Source organism: Algoriphagus sp. 10J20-15, from assembly GCF_055809615.1.
This window is the reverse complement of sequence record NZ_JBVVUG010000048.1, coordinates 162,118-182,328: the sequence shown is the minus strand read 5'-3', so window position 1 is coordinate 182,328 and position 20,211 is coordinate 162,118. Positions and strand designations below refer to the sequence as shown.

Here is a 20,211-nt window from a genome sequence, read left to right as displayed (position 1 = left end):
ATTTTTTTATATTGAGCATCAGGTAATTAGCTTTCTCAAAGCTTAATAGTGCTACTTTCCCTGTCCATTTCAGCGCAGAGATCGTTTTCTTTATTAAAAACAAGCGTATGAGCAGTATAGAAAATCAAAATGAAGAAGATAAGATCCGCCAAGCATTCAAAGAGCGGGATTGGAATGAAATAAAAAGTGCTGATTCATGGGCAATCTTCAAAGTGATGTCGGAATTCGTGGAAGGCTTTGAGAAACTTGCCAAAATTGGCCCTTGTGTATCTATTTTTGGATCTGCTCGAACTCCTAGGGACCACCATCACTATAAAATGGCAGAAGAAATCGCTGCAAAGCTCGTTCGCCATGGATATGGAGTTATCACAGGTGGCGGTCCAGGGATCATGGAAGCAGGTAATAAGGGAGCTCATTCTGAAGGAGGTAAGTCTGTGGGATTAAATATCGTTCTGCCTTTTGAACAGTTTGACAACATTTATATTGATAGAGATAAGTTGATCACCTTTGATTACTTTTTTGTGAGAAAAGTAATGTTTGTGAAATATTCTCAGGGGTTTGTGGTGCTTCCGGGTGGATTTGGCACCATGGATGAATTTTTTGAAGCCTTGACGTTAATTCAGACTAACAAGATCGGGAAGTTTCCTATCGTGCTGGTAGGGAAGGAATACTGGACTGGACTGGTTGATTGGATCAAAAAATCATTGCTAAGTCATCACTATATTAATGAAGAAGATTTAGATCTGTTCTCTGTAGTAGAAGATGAAACGGAAGCTGTGAAAGTAATTGATGATTTTTATGGCAAGTATTTATTAAGTCCAAATTTCTAATTCTACATCTTTATTGCATGAATAAGCCTCAATTACTACCCCTTTATGTTTTAGTTTTTATTTGTCTGGGTATGGCTGGATATGCAATCTGGAAAACACCCGCAGAATTAAGCTCAGAACCCAGCGTAGCGAATGTTCAACTATTACAATCCATGCCTCTTGCTTCTAGAGACACGGTTCGGTTATTTAATATTCCTACTGAGTTGACTTTTGCTGGAGAAAAAGTTCCGCTGGAAATAGAAGATGTAAAAGAGAGATTGGAGCGAGAGATTTATGTGAATGCCTATTGGCAATCAAATATGATTTTGCTAATGAAGCGCTCAAGTAAATTTCTTCCCGAAATTGAAGAAATGTTGAAAAAAAATGGAATTCCCGATGACTTCAAATACTTGGCAATGGCTGAATCTGCCCTAATGAATGTAGCCTCGCCGGCTGGAGCAAAAGGTTTTTGGCAGATAATGGAATCAACGGGTAAAGAATATGGACTAGAAGTATCCAAAGATGTAGATGAGCGATATAATCTTGAAAAAGCTACGCTTGCTGCATCAAAATACCTCAATAAAGCTCATAATAGGTTTGGTGATTGGACAGCAGTGGCAGCAAGTTATAACATGGGGCAGGCTGGCTTTTCCCGGAGACAAGAGGATCAATTGGCTAAAAACTACTATGATCTATACCTGAATGATGAAACGAGCAGGTACCTCTTTAGAATACTCGCTTTCAAAGTAATCTTTGAAAACCCAGGAGAATTTGGTTTTCATTTGAGGGAGTCAGATTATTACCAAAACCCAAGGTTTAAAACGGTGAGCGTAAATGCTGACATTAAAAATCTTGCCCACTGGGCCAAGCAGCAGGGAAGTAATTACAAGGAATTGAAGTTGTATAATCCTTGGCTGCGTGACAAAGACCTCAATGTAAAGCGAGGTAAAACGTATGAGATCACATTACCGGAATAATTTGTTGAAAAAGGTAAGTCAGTTCTTTTCAAGAAAGAGAATAAGCAATACCCGACAAAGTCTGTCAATTCATTGAACCAATCCTCCTAACTCTGGTTATACTCTTTGAACTTTACTGCCTCGTGCAGCTGAAATTTCGTACCTTCGCCGTTTAAAATTGCCCGCCGATTATATGAGTCAAGTCACTCCTGCACAGGAAGAATACATAGAGATATTTGGAGCCCGAGAGCATAATCTTAAAAATCTAGACCTGAAAATTCCCCGAAATAAATTGGTGGTAATTACCGGTCTTAGTGGTAGTGGTAAGAGCTCTCTCGCTTTCGACACGATTTATGCTGAAGGTCAACGAAGGTACATGGAGTCGTTTTCGGCTTATGCGAGATCTTTTCTCGGTGGAATGGAGCGTCCCGATGTTGACAAAATTAACGGGCTTTCCCCTGTCATTGCCATCGAGCAAAAGACAACGTCTAAAAACCCTCGCTCTACCGTTGGTACCGTTACTGAAATTTATGATTTTATGCGTCTGCTTTATGCGAGAGCAGGCGAGGCATATTCCTATTTGACTGGAACAAAGATGGTTCGTCAGACAGAAGATCAGATTATCGATTTACTGTTTGAGAATTTTTTAAACAAGAAACTTTACATCCTTGCCCCTGTGGTAAAAGGAAGAAAGGGCCATTATCGTGAGCTATTTGAACAAATCCGGAAAATGGGTTTTTCAAAAGTACGAGTGGATGGCGTAGTGATGGAGATGGTTCCCAAAATGCAGGTGGACCGCTATAAAATCCACGATATTGAGATTGTAATTGATAGAATAGTAGCTGAAGAATCCGATCGTTTTAGAATCACTCAATCTCTGAAATCGGCCTTACAGCATGGTAAAGGGGTGATCATGATTCGGGATGAAGAAGGAGAAATACACCATTTCTCTAAGTACCTAATGGATCCAGAGACAGGGCTTTCTTACGAAGAACCGGCTCCAAATACATTTTCATTTAACAGTCCTTATGGAGCATGTCCTACTTGTAATGGCTTAGGGATTACAGAAGAAATCACGCGAGAAAGTATAATCCCAGACCCGACATTAAGTATCACGCGAGGGGGAATTGCACCGCTGGGTGAATACCGGGATATTTGGATTTTCAAGAAGATAGAAGCTATTCTCAAGCACTATAAGTGCAGCATGAGTACGCCAATTAAGAATTTGCCAGAAAATGTGGTCGATATCCTCCTCAGTGGGGATAAAATTGAAGTTGCAGTAGATTCTGTAAAACACCCGGGCACCAAATGGCACACAACGTTCGAAGGCATTATTAACTTTTTGAAGAAATATCAGGAAGGTAGTTCTGACAAAATTCAAGATTGGGTCAGCGAGTTCACTATCACTCAAACTTGTCCTGATTGTCATGGTTATAGGCTAAAGCAAGAGGCTCTTCATATCAAAATTGATGACACGCACATTGGGCAATTGGCGGTGATGGATATTCGGTCTTTGGGAGAGTGGTTTGAAGGCTTGGAATCTAGGCTTTCTGACAAACAAAATGTGATTGCTGCTGAGGTTCTCAAAGAGATTCGGAAGAGAATTGGCTTTCTGCTCGATATTGGCTTGGATTACCTTTCTCTGAATAGGCCGCTTCGAACACTCTCTGGCGGAGAAGCTCAGCGGATCAGATTAGCTACTCAAATAGGTACCCAATTGGTTGGTGTACTTTATATTTTGGATGAACCGAGTATTGGTCTCCATCAGCGCGATAATGAAAAATTAATTCAAGCGCTTCAAAGCCTAAGAGATTTGGGTAATTCTGTTTTAGTGGTAGAGCACGACAAAGACATGATGCTTGCATCTGACTATGTATTAGATATGGGGCCAGGTGCTGGTAGACATGGAGGTCATATTGTTTCAGATGGAACGCCTGCTGAGATATTGAAAACAGACGGACTTACAGCAAAATACCTTGCTGGAAAGATTGGCCTGCCAGTACCTAAAGAACGTAGAAGCGGAAAAGAAAAAACACTAGTAATAAAGGGTGCTACAGGCAATAATCTTAAAAATATTGACCTTACACTTCCACTGGGGACCTTGATTTGCATCACTGGAGTTTCAGGAAGTGGGAAAAGTACACTCATTCACGAGACGCTTTATCCAATACTCAATCAGCAAATCTATCATTCGAAGAAAAACCCGATGCCATACAAAAGTGTGGAAGGTTTGGAGCATTTGGATAAGGTAATAGAAGTAGATCAGTCCCCAATAGGCAGAACTCCAAGGTCAAATCCTGCTACATACACTGGAGTTTTCTCAGATATTCGCACACTTTTCACCGAGCTTCCTGAAGCAAAAATTCGAGGTTATAAACCAGGTCGGTTTTCTTTTAATGTAAAAGGTGGAAGATGTGAAGACTGTGAAGGCGCAGGAATGAAGCTGATAGAGATGGATTTCCTTCCAGACGTGCATGTGCCCTGCGAAACTTGCAAAGGCAAACGTTACAATCGGGAGACGCTAGAAATCCGATACAAAGGCAAATCGATTTCTGATGTGTTGGATATGACTGTGGAACAAGCAGTGGAGTTTTTCGATAAGCTTCCGAAAATCCTTAGGAAAATCAAAACACTAAATGATGTGGGGTTGGGCTACATCACCCTTGGGCAGCATGCTACTACGCTATCTGGTGGAGAAGCTCAGCGGGTGAAGTTGGCGACTGAGCTATCTAAAAAAGATACAGGAAAGACGTTTTATATCCTTGATGAACCTACCACTGGGCTTCATTTTCAGGATATTGAATTGTTGATGCTGGTAGTTAATGGATTGGTGGCAAAAGGCAATACGGTGTTGATAATTGAGCATAATATGGATGTGATCAAAATGGCTGATTACATGGTGGACCTGGGACCTGAAGGTGGAAACAAAGGCGGAACAATCGTAGTACAAGGCACTCCAGAAAAAGTAGCAGCTACTAAAAACAGCTACACTGGTAAATTCCTGAAAATGGAATTAAATAGCTAACAAGGGGAATAATCAAGGGTATCCTCCTTTTATCAAATTATAAAAAAGGCCACAACTCTGTTATTTATCTTTGGGCGATTATGAACAGAATTAGGCTTTATTGGTTTTTGCAGATATTAGGTTGGGGTGGATTCGCCTTGGTCACTATTGCCTTAGCCACTTTGACGGGCGAAATTTCTTCGGTTCAGGTTTGGGCATTTATTGTACTTGCTGTTACCAATCTTATTTCATCACATTTCCTTCGCCATGTAGTCAAAGAATACAACTGGTTTAAGCTAAGTATTCCTCAGCTATTGTTTCAGTCTTTCCTTGCTATTGTGGCACTTTCTCTTGCCAATTTTGTAGCGCAAATTCTTATTAATATTGCCTTTGGCATTCTTAATCCCTCTGAGGATTTTAAGGTATTGGTGATTTTGTCTAACATATTTTTGGCATTCCTGATATTCGCGCTTTGGTTTGTTATTTACTTCTTAGTTCACTTTTTGGATAATTATAATACCACACTGAAGTATGAGGCTAAAATCAATGAAATCAGACTTAATCACCTTAAAAGTCAGCTCAATCCGCATTTTATTTTCAATGCGCTGAATAGCGTACGAGCATTGGTGGATGAAGATCCTATAAAAGCTAAAACTGCCATTACTAGAATTTCCAATATGTTGCGCTTTTCCTTGATGATGGATAAGAAACAAACCATTGATTTTGGGGATGAACTCAATACGGTAAAAGACTACTTAGAACTTGAATCCATTCGTTTTGAGGAAAGGCTAAACGTAGTGTACCACATAGAAGATGAGGCGTTTAGCTATAAAATCCCACCTATGATGTTGCAGACGATCGTGGAAAATGGAATAAAGCACGGGGTTTCCAATCTAGTGAAAGGGGGGACGATTGAAATCAAGTGTAGGGAAGGTTTGAACGATGATCTGTATATTCAAGTTAAGAATAGCGGACAGCTTACCCATCAGCCCACATTGAATTCCCAAGATGAACAAGGGCACGGATTAAGTAATACTGTACAAAGACTGAAGTTGATATATGGAGATAAAGCAAGCTTCCGTATCTTCAACTCAGGAATTCAGTTCGTTATTACAGAAATTAAGATTCCGAAACAAAAAGTTACATTCGAATAACAAACTCAAGAAAAATGCGAGCCATTGTAATAGATGATGAAAGATTAGCACGTAAAGAACTGATCACCCTCTTAAATCAGCTTGAAAGTGTAGAAGTAGTAGGCGAGGCAGTAAACGTTGATGATGCCAAGGAAAAAATTGATCAATTAAATCCTGATGTTATTTTTTTAGATATTCAGATGCCAGAAAAAACTGGGTTTGAGCTATTGGAAGAATTGGACAATGTGCCCCATGTAATATTTACTACAGCCTATGATGAGTATGCCTTGAAAGCATTTCAGGTAAATGCACTCGATTATCTGTTGAAACCTATTGAGCCCAAACGACTTGAAGAGGCAATTACAAAGCTTCAAAGTAAAATTGAAGGCTATTCCAAGAGTGAGGAATCTACTTCCAGTCAAAATCAAAAAAAGTTAACGCTTGAAGATCAAGTTTTTGTAAAAGATGGAGATAGATGCTGGTTTGTAAGATTATCCAATGTGCGCTTATTTGAATCAGATGGCAATTACATCAAAGTGTACTTTGATAACTTTAAGCCAATGATTCATAAATCACTAAATGCGCTGGATGAGCGTTTGGATGAGAAATCTTTTTTCAGAGCAAGTCGAAAGCATATCATCAACCTTGGTTGGGTAGAAGGTATAGAACCCTGGTTCAATGGAGGCCTTGTAGTGACTTTAAGAGGTGGTGATAGAATTGAGGTCAGCAGAAGGCAAGCGGCACGATTCAAAGAAATGATGAGCCTTTAAAACTTTCATATCCAATAAAAAGCATTTGATTTCAGAGATAAATTCTGTAAATAGAGAGTAATTGCTTGGAATAGCATGATAATTTACTTTTCACACTAAAACGCATCATCTGCCACCATCTTATGAAAGAAGAGCGGATCTTAATCGTCGAAGACGATATCAGTATCGCAGAGAACATTCAGGAAATATTAGAACTCCTGGGATATGTCAATACAGACATTGCAAACTCTGCAAATCAATGCATTAAAATCATCAAGAAATATCGTCCGGATTTGATTTTCATGGACATCAAACTCAAAGGCGATAAGGATGGAATAGAACTAGGAGAAATCGTAAAGCAAATGGTAGATGCACCATTGGTTTATGTGACTTCCTACTCAGATCCTACAATCATCGAACGGGCTAAAAGAATTAATCCAGCGGGATTTATTGTGAAGCCTTTCAATACAAATGACATTCATGCCATTGTGGAGATCGTTCTCTATAACAAACGCACCAAACCTACCACAGAAACTGCTACAGTTAGTGCAGCTAGCGATAGCCCGTTTTTGGTAACTGATGCGGTCTTTATCAAAGCGGATAATGCTTTTGAGCGTGTATCTTATGAAGATATCTATTATGTGGAGGCCAATGGAAATATGGTTACAATATTCACCAAAAATAGAGACTACAATATTAGGAAGTCCATGAAGGAAATAGAGGAGATTCTTCCTTCTCAGTTATTCCTAAGAGTACAAAAGTCATTCATTGTTCAATTGGGACAAATAGAGAGCTTCAATACTAAAGAAATTACGCTTCGCTCTGGATCGATGGTGCAGGTCGGAAGGCAGTATTACAATAGTTTTCTAGCAAAACTAAGTACCATCACAGAAAGTTAAAAACAAAAAGGTGGGTTATCACCCACCTCTTTCGATTAACCAATCAACCAAATCTACCCTTACGAGTATTCGTTATGGGAATTTCACCCAGTAAGATTATCAGAGGACTGCATCAGCGGTCCTTATTTTTTTGAATTCATAGACTTTTTCATTGTCCGAATTAGATGATTTGCCAGTATTGTAAGTTGGTTCAGTATAGTCAATAAGGGCAGTATGCTTTGCGAGATTTGTTTCTACTTTAGCTTGCCAAACAATGGTGAGCGCCATTACCAAGCCCAATGCAGCACAAATGTTTTTTTGGGAAAATAGTGAAGTAATCATGGCAGTAATAAGTTGGTTTAATTTCTATATTGGCTATATGCCAAAAAGCGACCCAAAATTATAAGTTTCTAAAATACAGATAGTTATGATAAATCAAGGGAAAATACCTGTACGGTGATGAACACCAATAAGTCAGTGGTGGACAATTACTTTAACTTCAGAGGGTTACAAGTAGTTGAAGAATTTTTGAAAATAAGATCTAAGTTTGAGAGAAAAAGTATTCCTTTTAATTTAATGCGGCATCATTAAAACTAGGAAAAGTTGCTGGGACAATCATTAAAACTTATAATTAGTTGATGAGAAATTTGCTTTTATAGTTTAGGGGGGGGGGTATATTAGTTTGAAATCAAATAGGTGCCGATTTTTTGATTTTTCAAAGTGGTATATAATCCCGCCCGGCATAGTGCAAAAGGGAGAAAATCAATTTTAAAAAATTATGAAACTTACTAAGTTTGGAAAGAATTTCCATACCATAACTAAAGGTTGGAAAAAGTATGCTTTTGGATTTGTTATTGCACTAATTGCTTCAATTGGTGTTGGACTAGCTTGTGAAGGTACATCAGTTACAACTACATGTTATGATGCTGAAACTTGGAGTTCAGCAGGAGGTGTGATGAGGGCGAGGGTTTGTGACAATACTAAATGTGGTAGGGCTTATTTTGACACATACGATGCACAGTCTACATGCACTTACTGTAATGTTGAGCCACCTGTGATAGGAGGTTGATTTCTGTTTTGTTTCTAAATTGGGGAGGGTTTGCCTTCCCCAAATTTTATTTCCATATGTTCAAAAAATATTTTCCGCTAATAGTAATTTCATATTTATTATGTACTAGTTGTGATTCTCATGAAGATGTGGTTCATATAGATATGGACTCTTTTCAGAAATTAGAAGGTCGAGCATTAGATCTAGAAATTTTGGGGATTCCCAGAATAAAAATGGTTGATAGCTTAATAATTTCCATAAACCAAAAAGGGGATAGACTCTTCTCTATTATAGATCCAAATAGAGATTCTATTATACAAGAATTTGGGGAGCTTGATCTTATTCCAGAGCAATTTTCTTTTCCAATTTTTCCTGCAGACGTAGTTCCAAAAAAGTCAGGTATGTTTAGTATACATGACTTAGATCGAAATACATTTTATGACTATAATTTATTTTATGATAGTGTTGAATTGACTCTATTGGAGAAAATTTCATTTTCTGAAGGCTATTTTCCTAATTATATTGGGTTTAGGAGTGATTCTTTAAATATTTATTCACCTGAGTATGGTGGTATGCTCGTTCTTTTCGGCAAATCATCCACAGATAATAAAGTTGTAGATTATTTTCCGGTTCCTAATGTCGAAATTCAGGAAGATCAAAAATGGATAAGTTATCAGGTCTCTATGGCTGTCAATTTAGAGAAAGAATTAATCGCTATTAATCCACTTTTATTTGGCGAATTGGATATTTATAATTTCGATGGGACTTTGCAAACTAGAAGTATTTATGATATTTCAAATCACGTTTCTAAAGATTTAGCCTCTCAAAATTTAACAAATACTAGCCTGAAAAGATATGCTATAGAAATGGAAGTCACTTCGAATAGTATTTATATTTTATTAGATGGAAATACATTTTTGAACATTAGAGAAAGAGGGCCTTATCCGAATTCGAGAATTTTAGAATATGATTGGGAAGGTAATTTTAAACATGGTTACATATTAGACAGACCAATTATGTCCTTTACTTTTGACGAGAGGAGTAATAGCTTTTATGGGGTAAGTTTATTGAAGGAGGAGGAAGTTTTAATTAATTATAAGATAAAAGAGTAGGAATAAAGGAGTTGATTTTAGTCTTGTTAATGTAAAAAACAGAAAGCTGTCACTTTAGAGACAGCTTTCTGTTTATAGTCAAAATGGGAGTTTTTATAAAAGCTCATTCGCCAGATTAGCCAGCTCCGAGCGTTCGCCTTTTTCCAGCTTGATATGCGCATAGAGCGGATGATCTTTGACCCGATCGATCAAGTAGGACAGTCCATTTGACTGGGAATCCAAATAAGGCGTATCAATCTGAAAGACATCTCCGGTGAAGATGATTTTTGTGTTTTCACCAGCTCTGGAAATAATCGTCTTGATCTCATGGGGAGTCAAGTTCTGCGCTTCATCCACGATAAAGAAGATATTCGAAAGAGAACGACCTCGGATATAGGCCAATGGCTGAATAACCAATTTCTCCTGATTGACTAGCTCAGTGATCTTCTGAAATTCTTTATCCGTTTCTTTGTATTGGTTCTGAATGAATTTCAAGTTATCCCAAAGTGGCTCCATATATGGATTCAACTTGGACTTGATATCTCCAGGTAAATATCCAATGTCCTTATTACTCAATGGTACGATCGGTCTGGCCAAGAAGATCTGCTTGTATTCTCTTCTTTGTTCCAATGCTCCTGCCAAAGCCAGCAAGGTTTTACCCGTTCCAGCTACACCTTGAATTGATACTAGACGGATATTAGGATTTGTGATGGCATGCAGCGCGAAAGTTTGCTCAGCATTCTTAGGCTTGATATTGTAGGCAAGCTTTTTATCTACTCGCTCCAGAATGCTTTCATCTGAATTGTAATAAGCTAAAACAGAGTTCTTGTCACTTTTTAGAATGTAGTAGGCATTTGATTTTCTCTTGCGGGTTCCCAATACAGTTTTTGCTTCTACGTAGCCCTGATCATAGAGCTTATTGATGTGCTCAGGATCAATATTATCCAGAATGTATTTCCCGGTATTTTCCAGCTCAACGATATTTTTGATCTTTCCAGTTTCATAATCCTCAGCAAGCAAATCAATGGATTTAGCCTTCAGGCGGAGATTAATATCCTTGCTGACCAAGATTACTTTTCTGCCTTTTTCGTGCTGCTTTAGATACAAGGCGCAGTTTAGAATCTTGTGATCATTCTTTTCTTCACCAAAAATCTCATTGGCGTTGATCTGATTCTCTGGATTCATCAGCACCCTAAAATTCCCCTTGATCTTCCCATTCAGGGGAGTCCAATTGTGAATCATATGATCCTGCGAAAGTTTATCCAGTAATCGGATGAATTCACGGGCTTCAAAATTCTTGGTGTCATTGCCTTTCTTGAATTGATCAAGTTCCTCCAGCACCGTGATTGGGATGACCACATCGTGCTCGGCAAAGTTCATAATGGAGTTGTGTGCGTAAAGGATCACAGAAGTATCCAGCACAAAGATTTTCCGATCTTTATCGGATTTGGCTCTAGGCATGCGCAGGTAGTGTAGTGGTACTATGTGATTTAATTTAGAAAAATATTCGGGCTATTGACAAAGTTTCAATGAGAATTTATGGTTAATTAAATGTGACCATTCTCTATGCTCTTGACTATCAATCCAATAAAAAAAGGGCAGAATTTATGGTTCTGTCCTTTTTGTAAAAATCTAAATATTTTATAATGTATATCCGCTTTTCTACCAGTAAGACAGCAAAAGCAATGTAAGATCTGTTAAACTTAAGAATTGAGGCCACTTCTGCCTGTCCCGCCATTGCGGGAGTCTTCGGTCATCGGTCTTCCAACCTGATAAGCAAAGAATCTAAGGTGACTGGCATCATTGCGGATAATCATATATTTTATTCTAATAATGCGGCAATATCATCTTGCCCCAAACTCTTCATGAAGCTTTCTTCCGTATTTATCAGCTCGCCAGCAAGGGCTAGCTTACGATCCTGAAGTGCCATGATTTTCTCCTCTACTGATCCACGCGTAATGAATTTGTAAATGATCACTTTATTTTCCTGGCCTATTCTATGCGCTCTATCTATCGCCTGTGCCTCCACAGCAGGATTCCACCATGGGTCCAGAAGGAAGACATATTCCGCTTTTGTTAGGTTTAGACCTACACCACCAGCTTTTAGTGAGATTAAGAATACCTTGATGTCTTCATTTTCCTGGAATTTCTCCACCTGCGCTTGACGGTCTTTTGTCGTGCCATCGAGGTATGCATAAGGAATTCCCTGCTCTTCCAAGTATTCCTTTACGATAGCCAAATGCCGTACAAATTGACTGAAAACAAGCACTTTGTGTCCTTCAGATATGGTAGACTGTAGCATGTAAGTCACATCTTCCAGCTTTCCTGATTCTCCTTCATAGTCATCTCGAACTAGTTTCGGGTGATTGGCAATTTGACGGAGTTGAGTTAAGCCACGAAGTAAGGTAAACTGCTGATTGTTTCTGCCTGTACTCTGGATATCGGAAATGATCTTCTCTCGATAGTAGCTTTTCACCTCTTCGTAAACCTCCTCTTGCGCAGCAGTCATGTCCGAATACTTGACATTGGTAATCTTTTCTGGGAGATCTGTCGCTACCTGAGATTTCAATCTTCTAAGAATAAAAGGCTTAATCATCGCATGAAGCTTGGCAGATTTATCCACATCTCCTTGCTTTTCGATTGGCTGCAAAAACTGCTTTTTGAAGGTATTTTGATTACCAAGTAATCCCGGATTGATGAAGTTCATCTGCGACCAAAGGTCCATCGTGCTGTTTTCTACTGGTGTACCTGTCAAAATCAGCTTTTGCTTACTCTTCAGCTGATTTACTGCACCAGCGATATTGCTTCCCGGGTTTTTAATTGCCTGGGATTCATCTAAAATGATGTAGTTGAAATAGAAATCCTTCAGAACTTCAATGTCCAATCTGGTTATTCCATAGGATGTCAGTACTAAATCATATTCTCCAAATCTCCACGGATCTTTGATACGCTGAGTACCGGAATACACAAGGATTTTCAGATCTGGAGTAAACTTCCTAGCCTCCAATTCCCAGTTATAAATCAGGGAAGTTGGCATCACCAAGAGTGAAGTCAAACCTGGGTTTGCTTCCATTTCATGTGCGAGCAAAGCAAGTGTCTGCACAGTTTTACCCAGACCCATATCATCTGCTAGGCAGCCACCAAACTTAAATTCATTTAAGAATCGAAGCCAATTGTAACCGGCATGCTGGTAAGGGCGAAGGGTTCCATCGAATCCACTTGGCAGATCGTACTCATCTATTGACTCAAAATCTCTGAGTCTCTCCAATTTTCTGCTTAAAGTAACTTGAACCAGATTCCCGATCTCCATTTCTCTGGCTAGTGCCAGATGGTGCTTGCGTAGCACCATGGAGTTCTCGTCTCCACGGTCTTCCATGAAATTGAATAACTCCGAGTAATCCACAAACCAGGAAGCTGGAATCACAGCAATTTCTCCATTTGGCAATTCAAATTCTGCTTTGCCTTGAAGCAAAAGTTTTCTGAGCTTCGCAAAAGGCACCAAGTAAATTCCAAATTTGATCAGTGCTTTAACATCAAACCAATCAATATTTTCATTGACTTCGATTGATATTTGAGCCTTTCCAATATTATAAACCTTGCCTTTAGCATTAGGTTTTTGGACAATTTTGATTTTCTCTATATCCAGAAAATCTTCATTTTCTCCTATCCACTCAAATGCTTCTGTCTTCGGCAAAGCATCCTTTCCCATTTTGAACTCAAGGCCTTGGTCACGAAGTAACTTTATATATGCTTTTTCTTTTTGAGTACTTCGAATCGTCTTGTAGAATGTATAGCTATCCTCTCCTGTCTCCAGCCTTACTGATGCACCATGCTTTTCAGAACTCGGAGTCTGCACCGGGAAATCTATGTTTCCGTACTTGAATCGAAGTTCAAATACGATCTTATCCTCTTCCAATTTCTCTCCATCCTCTCCAAAGAGATTCTTTCCACCTCCTCCAGGTAGATCAGAGATGTTGATAAAAACCTCCGGAGTGCCACGTTCAATATGAATATCAAATCCAACTGACTCCACATCAAACTGAGAAATAAGATTAGCCATAAAGCCTTTATAGTAGCTTGGCTCAATTCTCTTATCGATGACGATGAATTTTTTATTTAAAAAAGCCTTAAGTTTCTTTCCGTCAATTCCTTTTTCGAAGTGAAAGAGCTGGCCATTGACGATCAACCAACCAGGTTCATTACTGATAAAATAGCCGTTCTTATATTGCCAATCTAATTTCTCTCCCTTGTATTTGATCGTTGGCCAGTAGTGCGTGTTTTCTTCATTTTTGTGAAAATGAAATAATACACTTGCCCGCTCAGCATTGACGATAATTTCTTTCCATACCGGATTTCCATCACTTCCCATTTCGAAAAGTCGCTTGCCGATGAGCAACGGCATTATTTTCGACCGCTTCTTCTCAATCACTTCTTCTATTAAGTCCTGCGTCTTTTTATCTTCCGTTTTCGGGTCAAAAATCTTCTCTAGGTATTGCTTAGGCCGGATATTTCCACGTTTGATAAATGGTTTGACTACCACTTCTGGGTTCATAGAATCCATGATTTTTATCAAATCATAATCCGTTTTATTTAAACCAGAATCAAATTCACTCGCATTTGCGGAGCTAATATTTTGATATGCGAGAGAAAGCCTGCCTTGTGGGTCTATCTGAACTACAAAAGATTCAATAAGAAGTCCTAAAGACTCGTGGCTATATATAGAATAAACTATCTGAAAGGGCTTATCAGCATCTACTATCATATTATTGTCGGAAGGACATAACTTCTATATAATTAGGGGTTAAGCAAAAAGAAGTCAAGTCGGGGTTAAGGATCCCAAAAAAGGGAAAAGCAAGTTGAAAATTACAAAAAATACAGCTTAAAAACTTGATTTATGGCAATTATCTGGCTGAAAACATGAAAATCCTTCAAAATCATCCTAAATGATCTTGAAGGATTTTTAATAAAAAGAGGTGAATTTTTACTCAGAAACCTGGTTTACTTCTTCCTCCTTTGTTGAGTTAGTAGTTTCAGGCTTTTCAGGAAAAAACCTTCCCTGGAAGATCAGAATCATAGCCACACCGACAAATATTGCAGCATCTGCCACATTGAAAATTGGCCAAAGGGCAGTGTAACTACCTCCCCACACTGGCAGCCAATCCGGTAGATAGCCTTCCCATATGTCAAAGTAAAACATATCTACTACCTGACCATGAAACCATGGAGTTGAAGCATTATAAGGAGCATTATTTAACCAAACACCATAAAATACAGAGTCAACTAAATTACCGATTGCTCCTCCAAGAATCATCGCTATACATACTATATATAAGCTAGGTTGTTTTTTCTCAATGATATGATATAGGTAATATCCGATCCCGCACATTGCCACCAATCGGAAAGATGTTAGCAGTAATTTGCCATAATCGGAGCCTAGCTCCATCCCGAAAGCCATGCCCGGATTGGTCGTGTAATGAAGCTTAAACCAGTCTCCGAAAATCGGAATCTGACCAGGGGAGCCAAAATCCATTTGAAAATGAACTAGCATTTTCACTGCTTGATCTATCAGAATTACCAATAAAGCAATGCCGAAGTATTTCAGGTATTTATTCATTATATACGTTTTGCTATCAGGCTTTTTCTACCAAAACAGCTAGTTCAAAATCATCCATATCAAGCACCGTAGCTCCATCTAACGAAGGAGAAAGCTCCAAGTTTAACGCCTGTACTTCAGTTTGGATATATTCCCCAAAAGACTCTAGCGCATTTTTCACCAATTCGTTATCGTCTGCGATCTTGATGTTAATCTTATCCTGAACCTCCAGCCCCATATCTTTACGTAGGTTTTGAATCCGGTTTACAAGATCCCTTGCTACACCTTCTTGCTTCAATTCATCGGAAAGGGTCACATCAAGCGCAACTGTCACACCTTGATCAGAAGCCACAGACCAGCCAGGAATGTCCTGAGAAGTGATCAACACTTCTTCCAAAAGTAACTCTAAACTTTCGCCGTCTACATCCACGGAGATTTTACCTTCACGCTCTATTTCTGCAATTTCGGCTTGTCCCCACTTGTTGATAGCGGCTACTACAAAGCGCATTTTTGGACCTAGTTTCTTTCCAAGTACAGGAAGATTAGGCTTCACATTTTTCACTAAGATACCCGAAGCATCATCGATGAATTCTATGTCTTTGATATTCACTTCTGATTTGATCAACTCCTCTAGATGTAAAATCTGAGCTTTGGTCTTTTCTTTCAGAATTGGAATCAAGATACGCTGCAACGGCTGACGTACTTTCATCTTCTCTTTCTTTCTCAGGGAGTGAACCAAAGAAGAAATCGTCTGCGCCAATTCCATGCTTTCTTCCAGATCTTTATTGATCAGCCCAGCATCTACAGCCACCCAATCAGTAAGGTGGACAGAAGCCTTCGCATCAGAGCCTGATTCAGTCAAGTTTTGATATAACCAATCCGAATAGAATGGTGCAAATGAAGACATCAGCTGAGTAAGTGTTAGCAAGGATTCGTACAAGGTCTCATACGCCGCTTGCTTATCAGCATTCATTTCTCCTCTCCAGAATCTCTTACGAGCCAATCGAACGTACCAGTTGGAAAGTTGATCTACCGTGAAACTCATGATCGCACGGGTAGCTTTGGTCGCATCGTAATTGTCCATCGCTTCTTCCACTTCAGCGATTAAGGACTGAAGCTTGGAAACAATCCACTGATCTAGCTCAGCACGCTCTGCCACTGGAACTGCTTTGGATTTGTCATAGATAAAAGCATCCAAGTTCGCATATAGCGCGAAGAAATTATAGGTATTCTGAAGTGTACCAAAGAAACGTCGTTGCACCTCAGTAACTCCATCCAGATTGAACTTCAAGTTATCCCAAGGATTGGCATTGCTTAGCATGTACCAACGCACGGCGTCAGGACCATATTCTTTCAGCGTTTTGAAAGGATCTACTGCATTGCCTAAGCGCTTGGACATTTTGTTGCCGTTTTTGTCCAGCACCAGTCCGTTTGCAATCACATTTTTGAAAGCCACGCTATCAAAAAGCATCACTGCAATCGCATGAAGCGTAAAGAACCAACCACGAGTTTGATCCACGCCTTCCGCAATATAATCTGCAGGATAGTTTGCGTTGAAAATATCTTCGTTTTCGAATGGGTAATGCCACTGGGCATAAGGCATAGCTCCAGAGTCAAACCAAACATCGATCAAATCTGACTCTCGGAACATCTTTTCTCCAGAAGCAGAGACCAAAATCACATCATCAACAAATGGACGGTGAAGATCCAGCTCACGGCCTTCGTATGGAGACTTCTCCATAAAGCCCTTAGCAATAGATTCCTCGATAGCTTTTTCTAGTTCGGCTATCGACCCAATGCAGCGCTCTTCCTTACCGTCCTCAGTTCTCCAGATCGGAAGTGGCGTCCCCCAGAATCGGGATCTACTCAAGTTCCAATCCACTAGATTTTCCAGCCAATTACCAAAACGTCCGGTTCCGGTTGCCTCAGGCTTCCAGTTGATGGTCTTGTTCAGCTCTACTAATCTATCCTTGTATGCAGTGGTTTTGATAAACCAGCTGTCCATAGGATAGTAAAGTACCGGCTTATCAGTTCTCCAGCAATGTGGATAACTGTGCTCGTATTTCTCTACCTTAAAAGCCTTATTTTCATTTTTCAGGATGATCGAGATAATTACATCGGTGCTCTTAAAGTCCGTCGCATTCTCATCATCCTCGGTGTAGTTTTTCACATAAAAATCATCCACACCGTATTCTTTGTGGGCTGTGATCGCATGTTCGGCTACTTTTTCTACCAAGTATTCACCAACCATCGAAATGAATTTCCCTTGCTTATCCACAATCGGAAGATCCTTTCCTTGCTCATCTTTTACGAAGACACCAGGCACATTATTCTGCGCCAAAGTTCTAAAGTCATCCGCACCAAAGGCTTTTGCCAGGTGGACGATACCAGTACCGTCTTCCGTAGTCACGTAGTCACCAGAAACAACCGTGAAAGCTGGATGCCCAAGCGCCAAACCTGCTATAGGGAACAGTTGCTCATATTCCCAACCTAGCATGTCCTTTCCTTTGAATTCCTCGATTACTTCGAAAGGAATTAATTTGTCACCGCCTTTGTAATCCTCCAATTTCAGCTCAGCTGCTTTTGGATTCAGGTAGGCATTCATTCTGGCTTTCGCCAAAATCACCGTGCAGGCATCGTAGGTATATGGGTTGAAAGTCTTCACTTTCACATAATCCAAGTTCTCACCGATCGCCAAAGCTGAGTTGGCAGGCAAAGTCCAAGGGGTAGTCGTCCAAGCTAGGATATAAGTATTTTCCTCACCTTTCAATTTGAACTGAGCAGTGATAGAAGTGTCTTTGACATCCTTATAAGTACCTGGCTGGTTCAGTTCGTGCGAACTCAAACCTGTACCAGCAGCCGGAGAATAGGGCTGAATTGTGTAGCCTTTATAAATCAGATCTTTCTCATAAAGCTTCTTCAGCAGGCTCCAAACTGACTCTATATAATTCGGCTCAAAGGTGATGTAAGGATCATCCAAATCCACCCAATAACCGATTTTCTCAGTCATCTCATCCCACTGATTCTTGAAACGCATGACCGTCTCGCGGCACTTTTGATTGTATTCTTCTACAGAAATCTTCTTTCCAATATCCTCTTTGGTAATACCGAGTTCCTTCTCTACCTGTAATTCCACAGGCAAGCCGTGCGTATCCCAACCCCCTTTACGCTTCACTTGGAAACCTTGAAGGGTCTTGTAGCGGCAGAAAACATCTTTGATTGCACGTGCCATTACGTGGTGAATTCCCGGCGTTCCATTTGCTGAAGGAGGGCCTTCAAAAAAAGTAAATGTCTCCGCACCGTCACGGTTGGCTACTGATTGCTCGAAAATCTGGTTTTCTTTCCAGTACTTCAATACAGATTCCCCGATTTCGGGATAATCCACTTGTTTAAATTCCTGATATGTCTTCACTGTATCCTTTCTTAAGGGCAAGTAGGTGATAATTTATTTTTGGGCGTGCCCCCGTCTGAAAAAGCCGGGGTCGGGCTATCCGCTATATCCACTTCGCTTCGCTGTGTGGATGCCGCTTCTATCCCTCACGCAATCAAGGAAACATCCTCCTCAAAAGCAGGCACAAAGATAGGAGAAATCCCCCTTTTTGGGAGGGTCAATTGGAAAAAATGCCAGCTTTCAATAAATGAAGCAACGGGGTCAATTTTCCAATCTTCAAATTTTCCAATCTTTCGATAGTTAAAGCACCAACTCATAACTCACACTTCTTCCCCCACCTTGCGGCAAAAAGACGCCTAATTCCACCAAAGCCTGTAAATCCCGTGTGGCAGTCGCTTTGGAAGTTTTCGTAATAGCGATGTATTTCTTAGCAGTCATTCCTCCTTCAAACCCCGCTGGTCCTTCAGCCAGCATTCGATTGACAGCTTTGATCTGGCGATCATTTAATAACGCCTTAAATCGATCAAAAAATTTGACTTTTTGAAGGGTGAAATTGACCAATTGCTCGGCACTCAGCTGTGCATGAAAGACAGTTTCAGCAAAAAAATCCAACCAATCAGAGATTTCATTGGAGCTTTGTCCACTTTTCAATGCCTTGTAATACTCATTCTTCTTCTCTTCTATGACACTGGAAAGACTGATCAATGTGGCATGTCCTAATCCTTGATGCAAGGCTTTTTCTGCCAAAGCGCGGCCAATTCGTCCATTGCCATCCTCGAAGGGATGAATAGACTCAAAGTATAAATGCGTAATAGCAGATCGTATCAGGGGATTATTTATAGGCTCAGCCTTGTTTGGAGAAGTTTTGTTAAACCAAGAGATAAAAGCTGCCATCTCCGAAGGAACCAGTGCTGACGGAGGCGCTTCGAAATGCACAATTTCTTTTCCAATAGCTCCAGAAACCACCTGCATGGGCGAAGAATCCGCCCGCCATTGGCCAGCTCGTACATAACGATTGCCTTCCATGAGCAGCTCATGCCATTCGAAAAGCATCTCTTCTGTCAATTCTTGAGCAAATTCCGAACGTACCTTGATCATCAGCTTGGCAATGCCTTTTGCCCGCTGATCCTTTACAAGTAAGGGCTGCTCCTCGTGTATCCCAAGATTCTTTTTGATAGAAGACATTACGTCTGGTCGGCTGAGAAACTCACCTTCGATCTCGGAAGTCTTGATAGCTTCCATCACCATCATTTCCATTAGTAGTTCAGTCTGATTTCCTTCTGCCAAACCAGTGAGGACACCAGACATTTGCCCGGATTTCATGAGAAAATCAAGCAGTATTTTCCCAGCCTTACCTTCCTTGTAAGTGAATGTTGGCCAATCCGACTGTTCCCAATTATAACTCATGAGCCGAATATACAACTTATTCGGCTCATGATTCTAATATTTTTGAGCCGATTAGATTAATTATTCGGCTCACATTAAGAAAATCTTCATATTTTATCCCTTTTACACCAAGCGCATTCTCATTTGGATCAAGCTGCTTAACTTTCTGCTTC

At 40.0% G+C, this 20,211-nt stretch carries 14 protein-coding genes; 8 read left to right on the top strand and 6 right to left on the bottom strand.

From position 1 onward, the window contains the following. Nucleotides 1-107: 107 nt before the first annotated feature. From AC0L6R_RS23485 to AC0L6R_RS23460, 6 genes are all read left to right on the top strand, one after another. On the top strand, nucleotides 108-830 hold the full coding sequence (locus tag AC0L6R_RS23485; protein WP_283412047.1) for an LOG family protein: 723 nt from the start codon (nucleotides 108-110) through the stop codon (nucleotides 828-830). A 17-nt stretch (nucleotides 831-847) separates the two neighbouring features. Beyond that, nucleotides 848-1,786, top strand: a complete 939-nt coding sequence (locus AC0L6R_RS23480; protein ID WP_473273375.1) for a lytic transglycosylase domain-containing protein — start codon at nucleotides 848-850, stop codon at nucleotides 1,784-1,786. A gap of 172 nt (nucleotides 1,787-1,958) precedes the next feature. Further along, nucleotides 1,959-4,790: an excinuclease ABC subunit UvrA gene (uvrA, locus tag AC0L6R_RS23475; RefSeq protein WP_473273374.1), complete on the top strand. Its 2,832-nt coding sequence runs from the start codon at nucleotides 1,959-1,961 to the stop codon at nucleotides 4,788-4,790. Between the two features lie 80 nt (nucleotides 4,791-4,870). Further along, on the top strand, nucleotides 4,871-5,923 hold the full coding sequence (locus AC0L6R_RS23470; protein ID WP_283412050.1) for a sensor histidine kinase: 1,053 nt from the start codon (nucleotides 4,871-4,873) through the stop codon (nucleotides 5,921-5,923). A 14-nt stretch (nucleotides 5,924-5,937) separates the two neighbouring features. Continuing rightward, complete coding sequence (locus tag AC0L6R_RS23465) at nucleotides 5,938-6,672, top strand: LytR/AlgR family response regulator transcription factor (RefSeq protein WP_283412051.1); 735 nt, start codon at nucleotides 5,938-5,940, stop codon at nucleotides 6,670-6,672. 122 nt (nucleotides 6,673-6,794) lie between these two features. Further along, nucleotides 6,795-7,550 (top strand): LytR/AlgR family response regulator transcription factor, encoded by a 756-nt coding sequence (locus AC0L6R_RS23460; RefSeq protein WP_283412052.1) that lies wholly within the window; start codon nucleotides 6,795-6,797, stop codon nucleotides 7,548-7,550. 99 nt (nucleotides 7,551-7,649) lie between these two features. On the opposite strand, the gene AC0L6R_RS23455 is transcribed toward AC0L6R_RS23460, so the two are convergent. Then, on the bottom strand, nucleotides 7,650-7,871 hold the full coding sequence (locus tag AC0L6R_RS23455; RefSeq protein ID WP_283412053.1) for a hypothetical protein: 222 nt from the start codon (nucleotides 7,869-7,871) through the stop codon (nucleotides 7,650-7,652). Nucleotides 7,872-8,307: 436 nt separating this feature from the next. On the opposite strand from AC0L6R_RS23455, the gene AC0L6R_RS23450 reads away from it, so the two are divergent. Both AC0L6R_RS23450 and AC0L6R_RS23445 read left to right on the top strand, forming a co-directional pair. Next, nucleotides 8,308-8,598, top strand: coding sequence for a hypothetical protein (locus tag AC0L6R_RS23450; protein ID WP_473273373.1), 291 nt, complete (start codon nucleotides 8,308-8,310; stop codon nucleotides 8,596-8,598). A gap of 56 nt (nucleotides 8,599-8,654) precedes the next feature. Further along, nucleotides 8,655-9,689 carry a BF3164 family lipoprotein gene (locus AC0L6R_RS23445; RefSeq protein ID WP_473273372.1) on the top strand — a complete coding sequence of 345 codons (1,035 nt, stop codon included), beginning with the start codon at nucleotides 8,655-8,657 and terminating at the stop codon, nucleotides 9,687-9,689. Between the two features lie 93 nt (nucleotides 9,690-9,782). Here the strand turns inward: AC0L6R_RS23445 and AC0L6R_RS23440 are convergent, their stop codons facing one another. The 5 genes from AC0L6R_RS23440 to AC0L6R_RS23420 form a co-directional block, all read right to left on the bottom strand. Beyond that, nucleotides 9,783-11,129, bottom strand: a complete 1,347-nt coding sequence (locus AC0L6R_RS23440; protein WP_473273371.1) for a PhoH family protein — start codon at nucleotides 11,127-11,129, stop codon at nucleotides 9,783-9,785. Nucleotides 11,130-11,490: 361 nt separating this feature from the next. Further along, nucleotides 11,491-14,430 carry a DEAD/DEAH box helicase gene (locus AC0L6R_RS23435; RefSeq protein WP_283412056.1) on the bottom strand — a complete coding sequence of 980 codons (2,940 nt, stop codon included), beginning with the start codon at nucleotides 14,428-14,430 and terminating at the stop codon, nucleotides 11,491-11,493. Nucleotides 14,431-14,649: 219 nt separating this feature from the next. Continuing rightward, nucleotides 14,650-15,282, bottom strand: a complete 633-nt coding sequence (locus tag AC0L6R_RS23430; protein WP_473273370.1) for a lipoprotein signal peptidase — start codon at nucleotides 15,280-15,282, stop codon at nucleotides 14,650-14,652. 16 nt (nucleotides 15,283-15,298) lie between these two features. After that, nucleotides 15,299-18,673 carry an isoleucine--tRNA ligase gene (gene ileS / locus AC0L6R_RS23425; RefSeq protein ID WP_473273412.1) on the bottom strand — a complete coding sequence of 1,125 codons (3,375 nt, stop codon included), beginning with the start codon at nucleotides 18,671-18,673 and terminating at the stop codon, nucleotides 15,299-15,301. 279 nt (nucleotides 18,674-18,952) lie between these two features. Beyond that, the gene (locus AC0L6R_RS23420; protein ID WP_473273369.1) at nucleotides 18,953-20,059 is read right to left on the bottom strand and encodes a Fic family protein; all 1,107 of its coding nucleotides are present in this window, start codon (nucleotides 20,057-20,059) and stop codon (nucleotides 18,953-18,955) included. Between the last annotated feature and the right edge of the window lie 152 nt (nucleotides 20,060-20,211).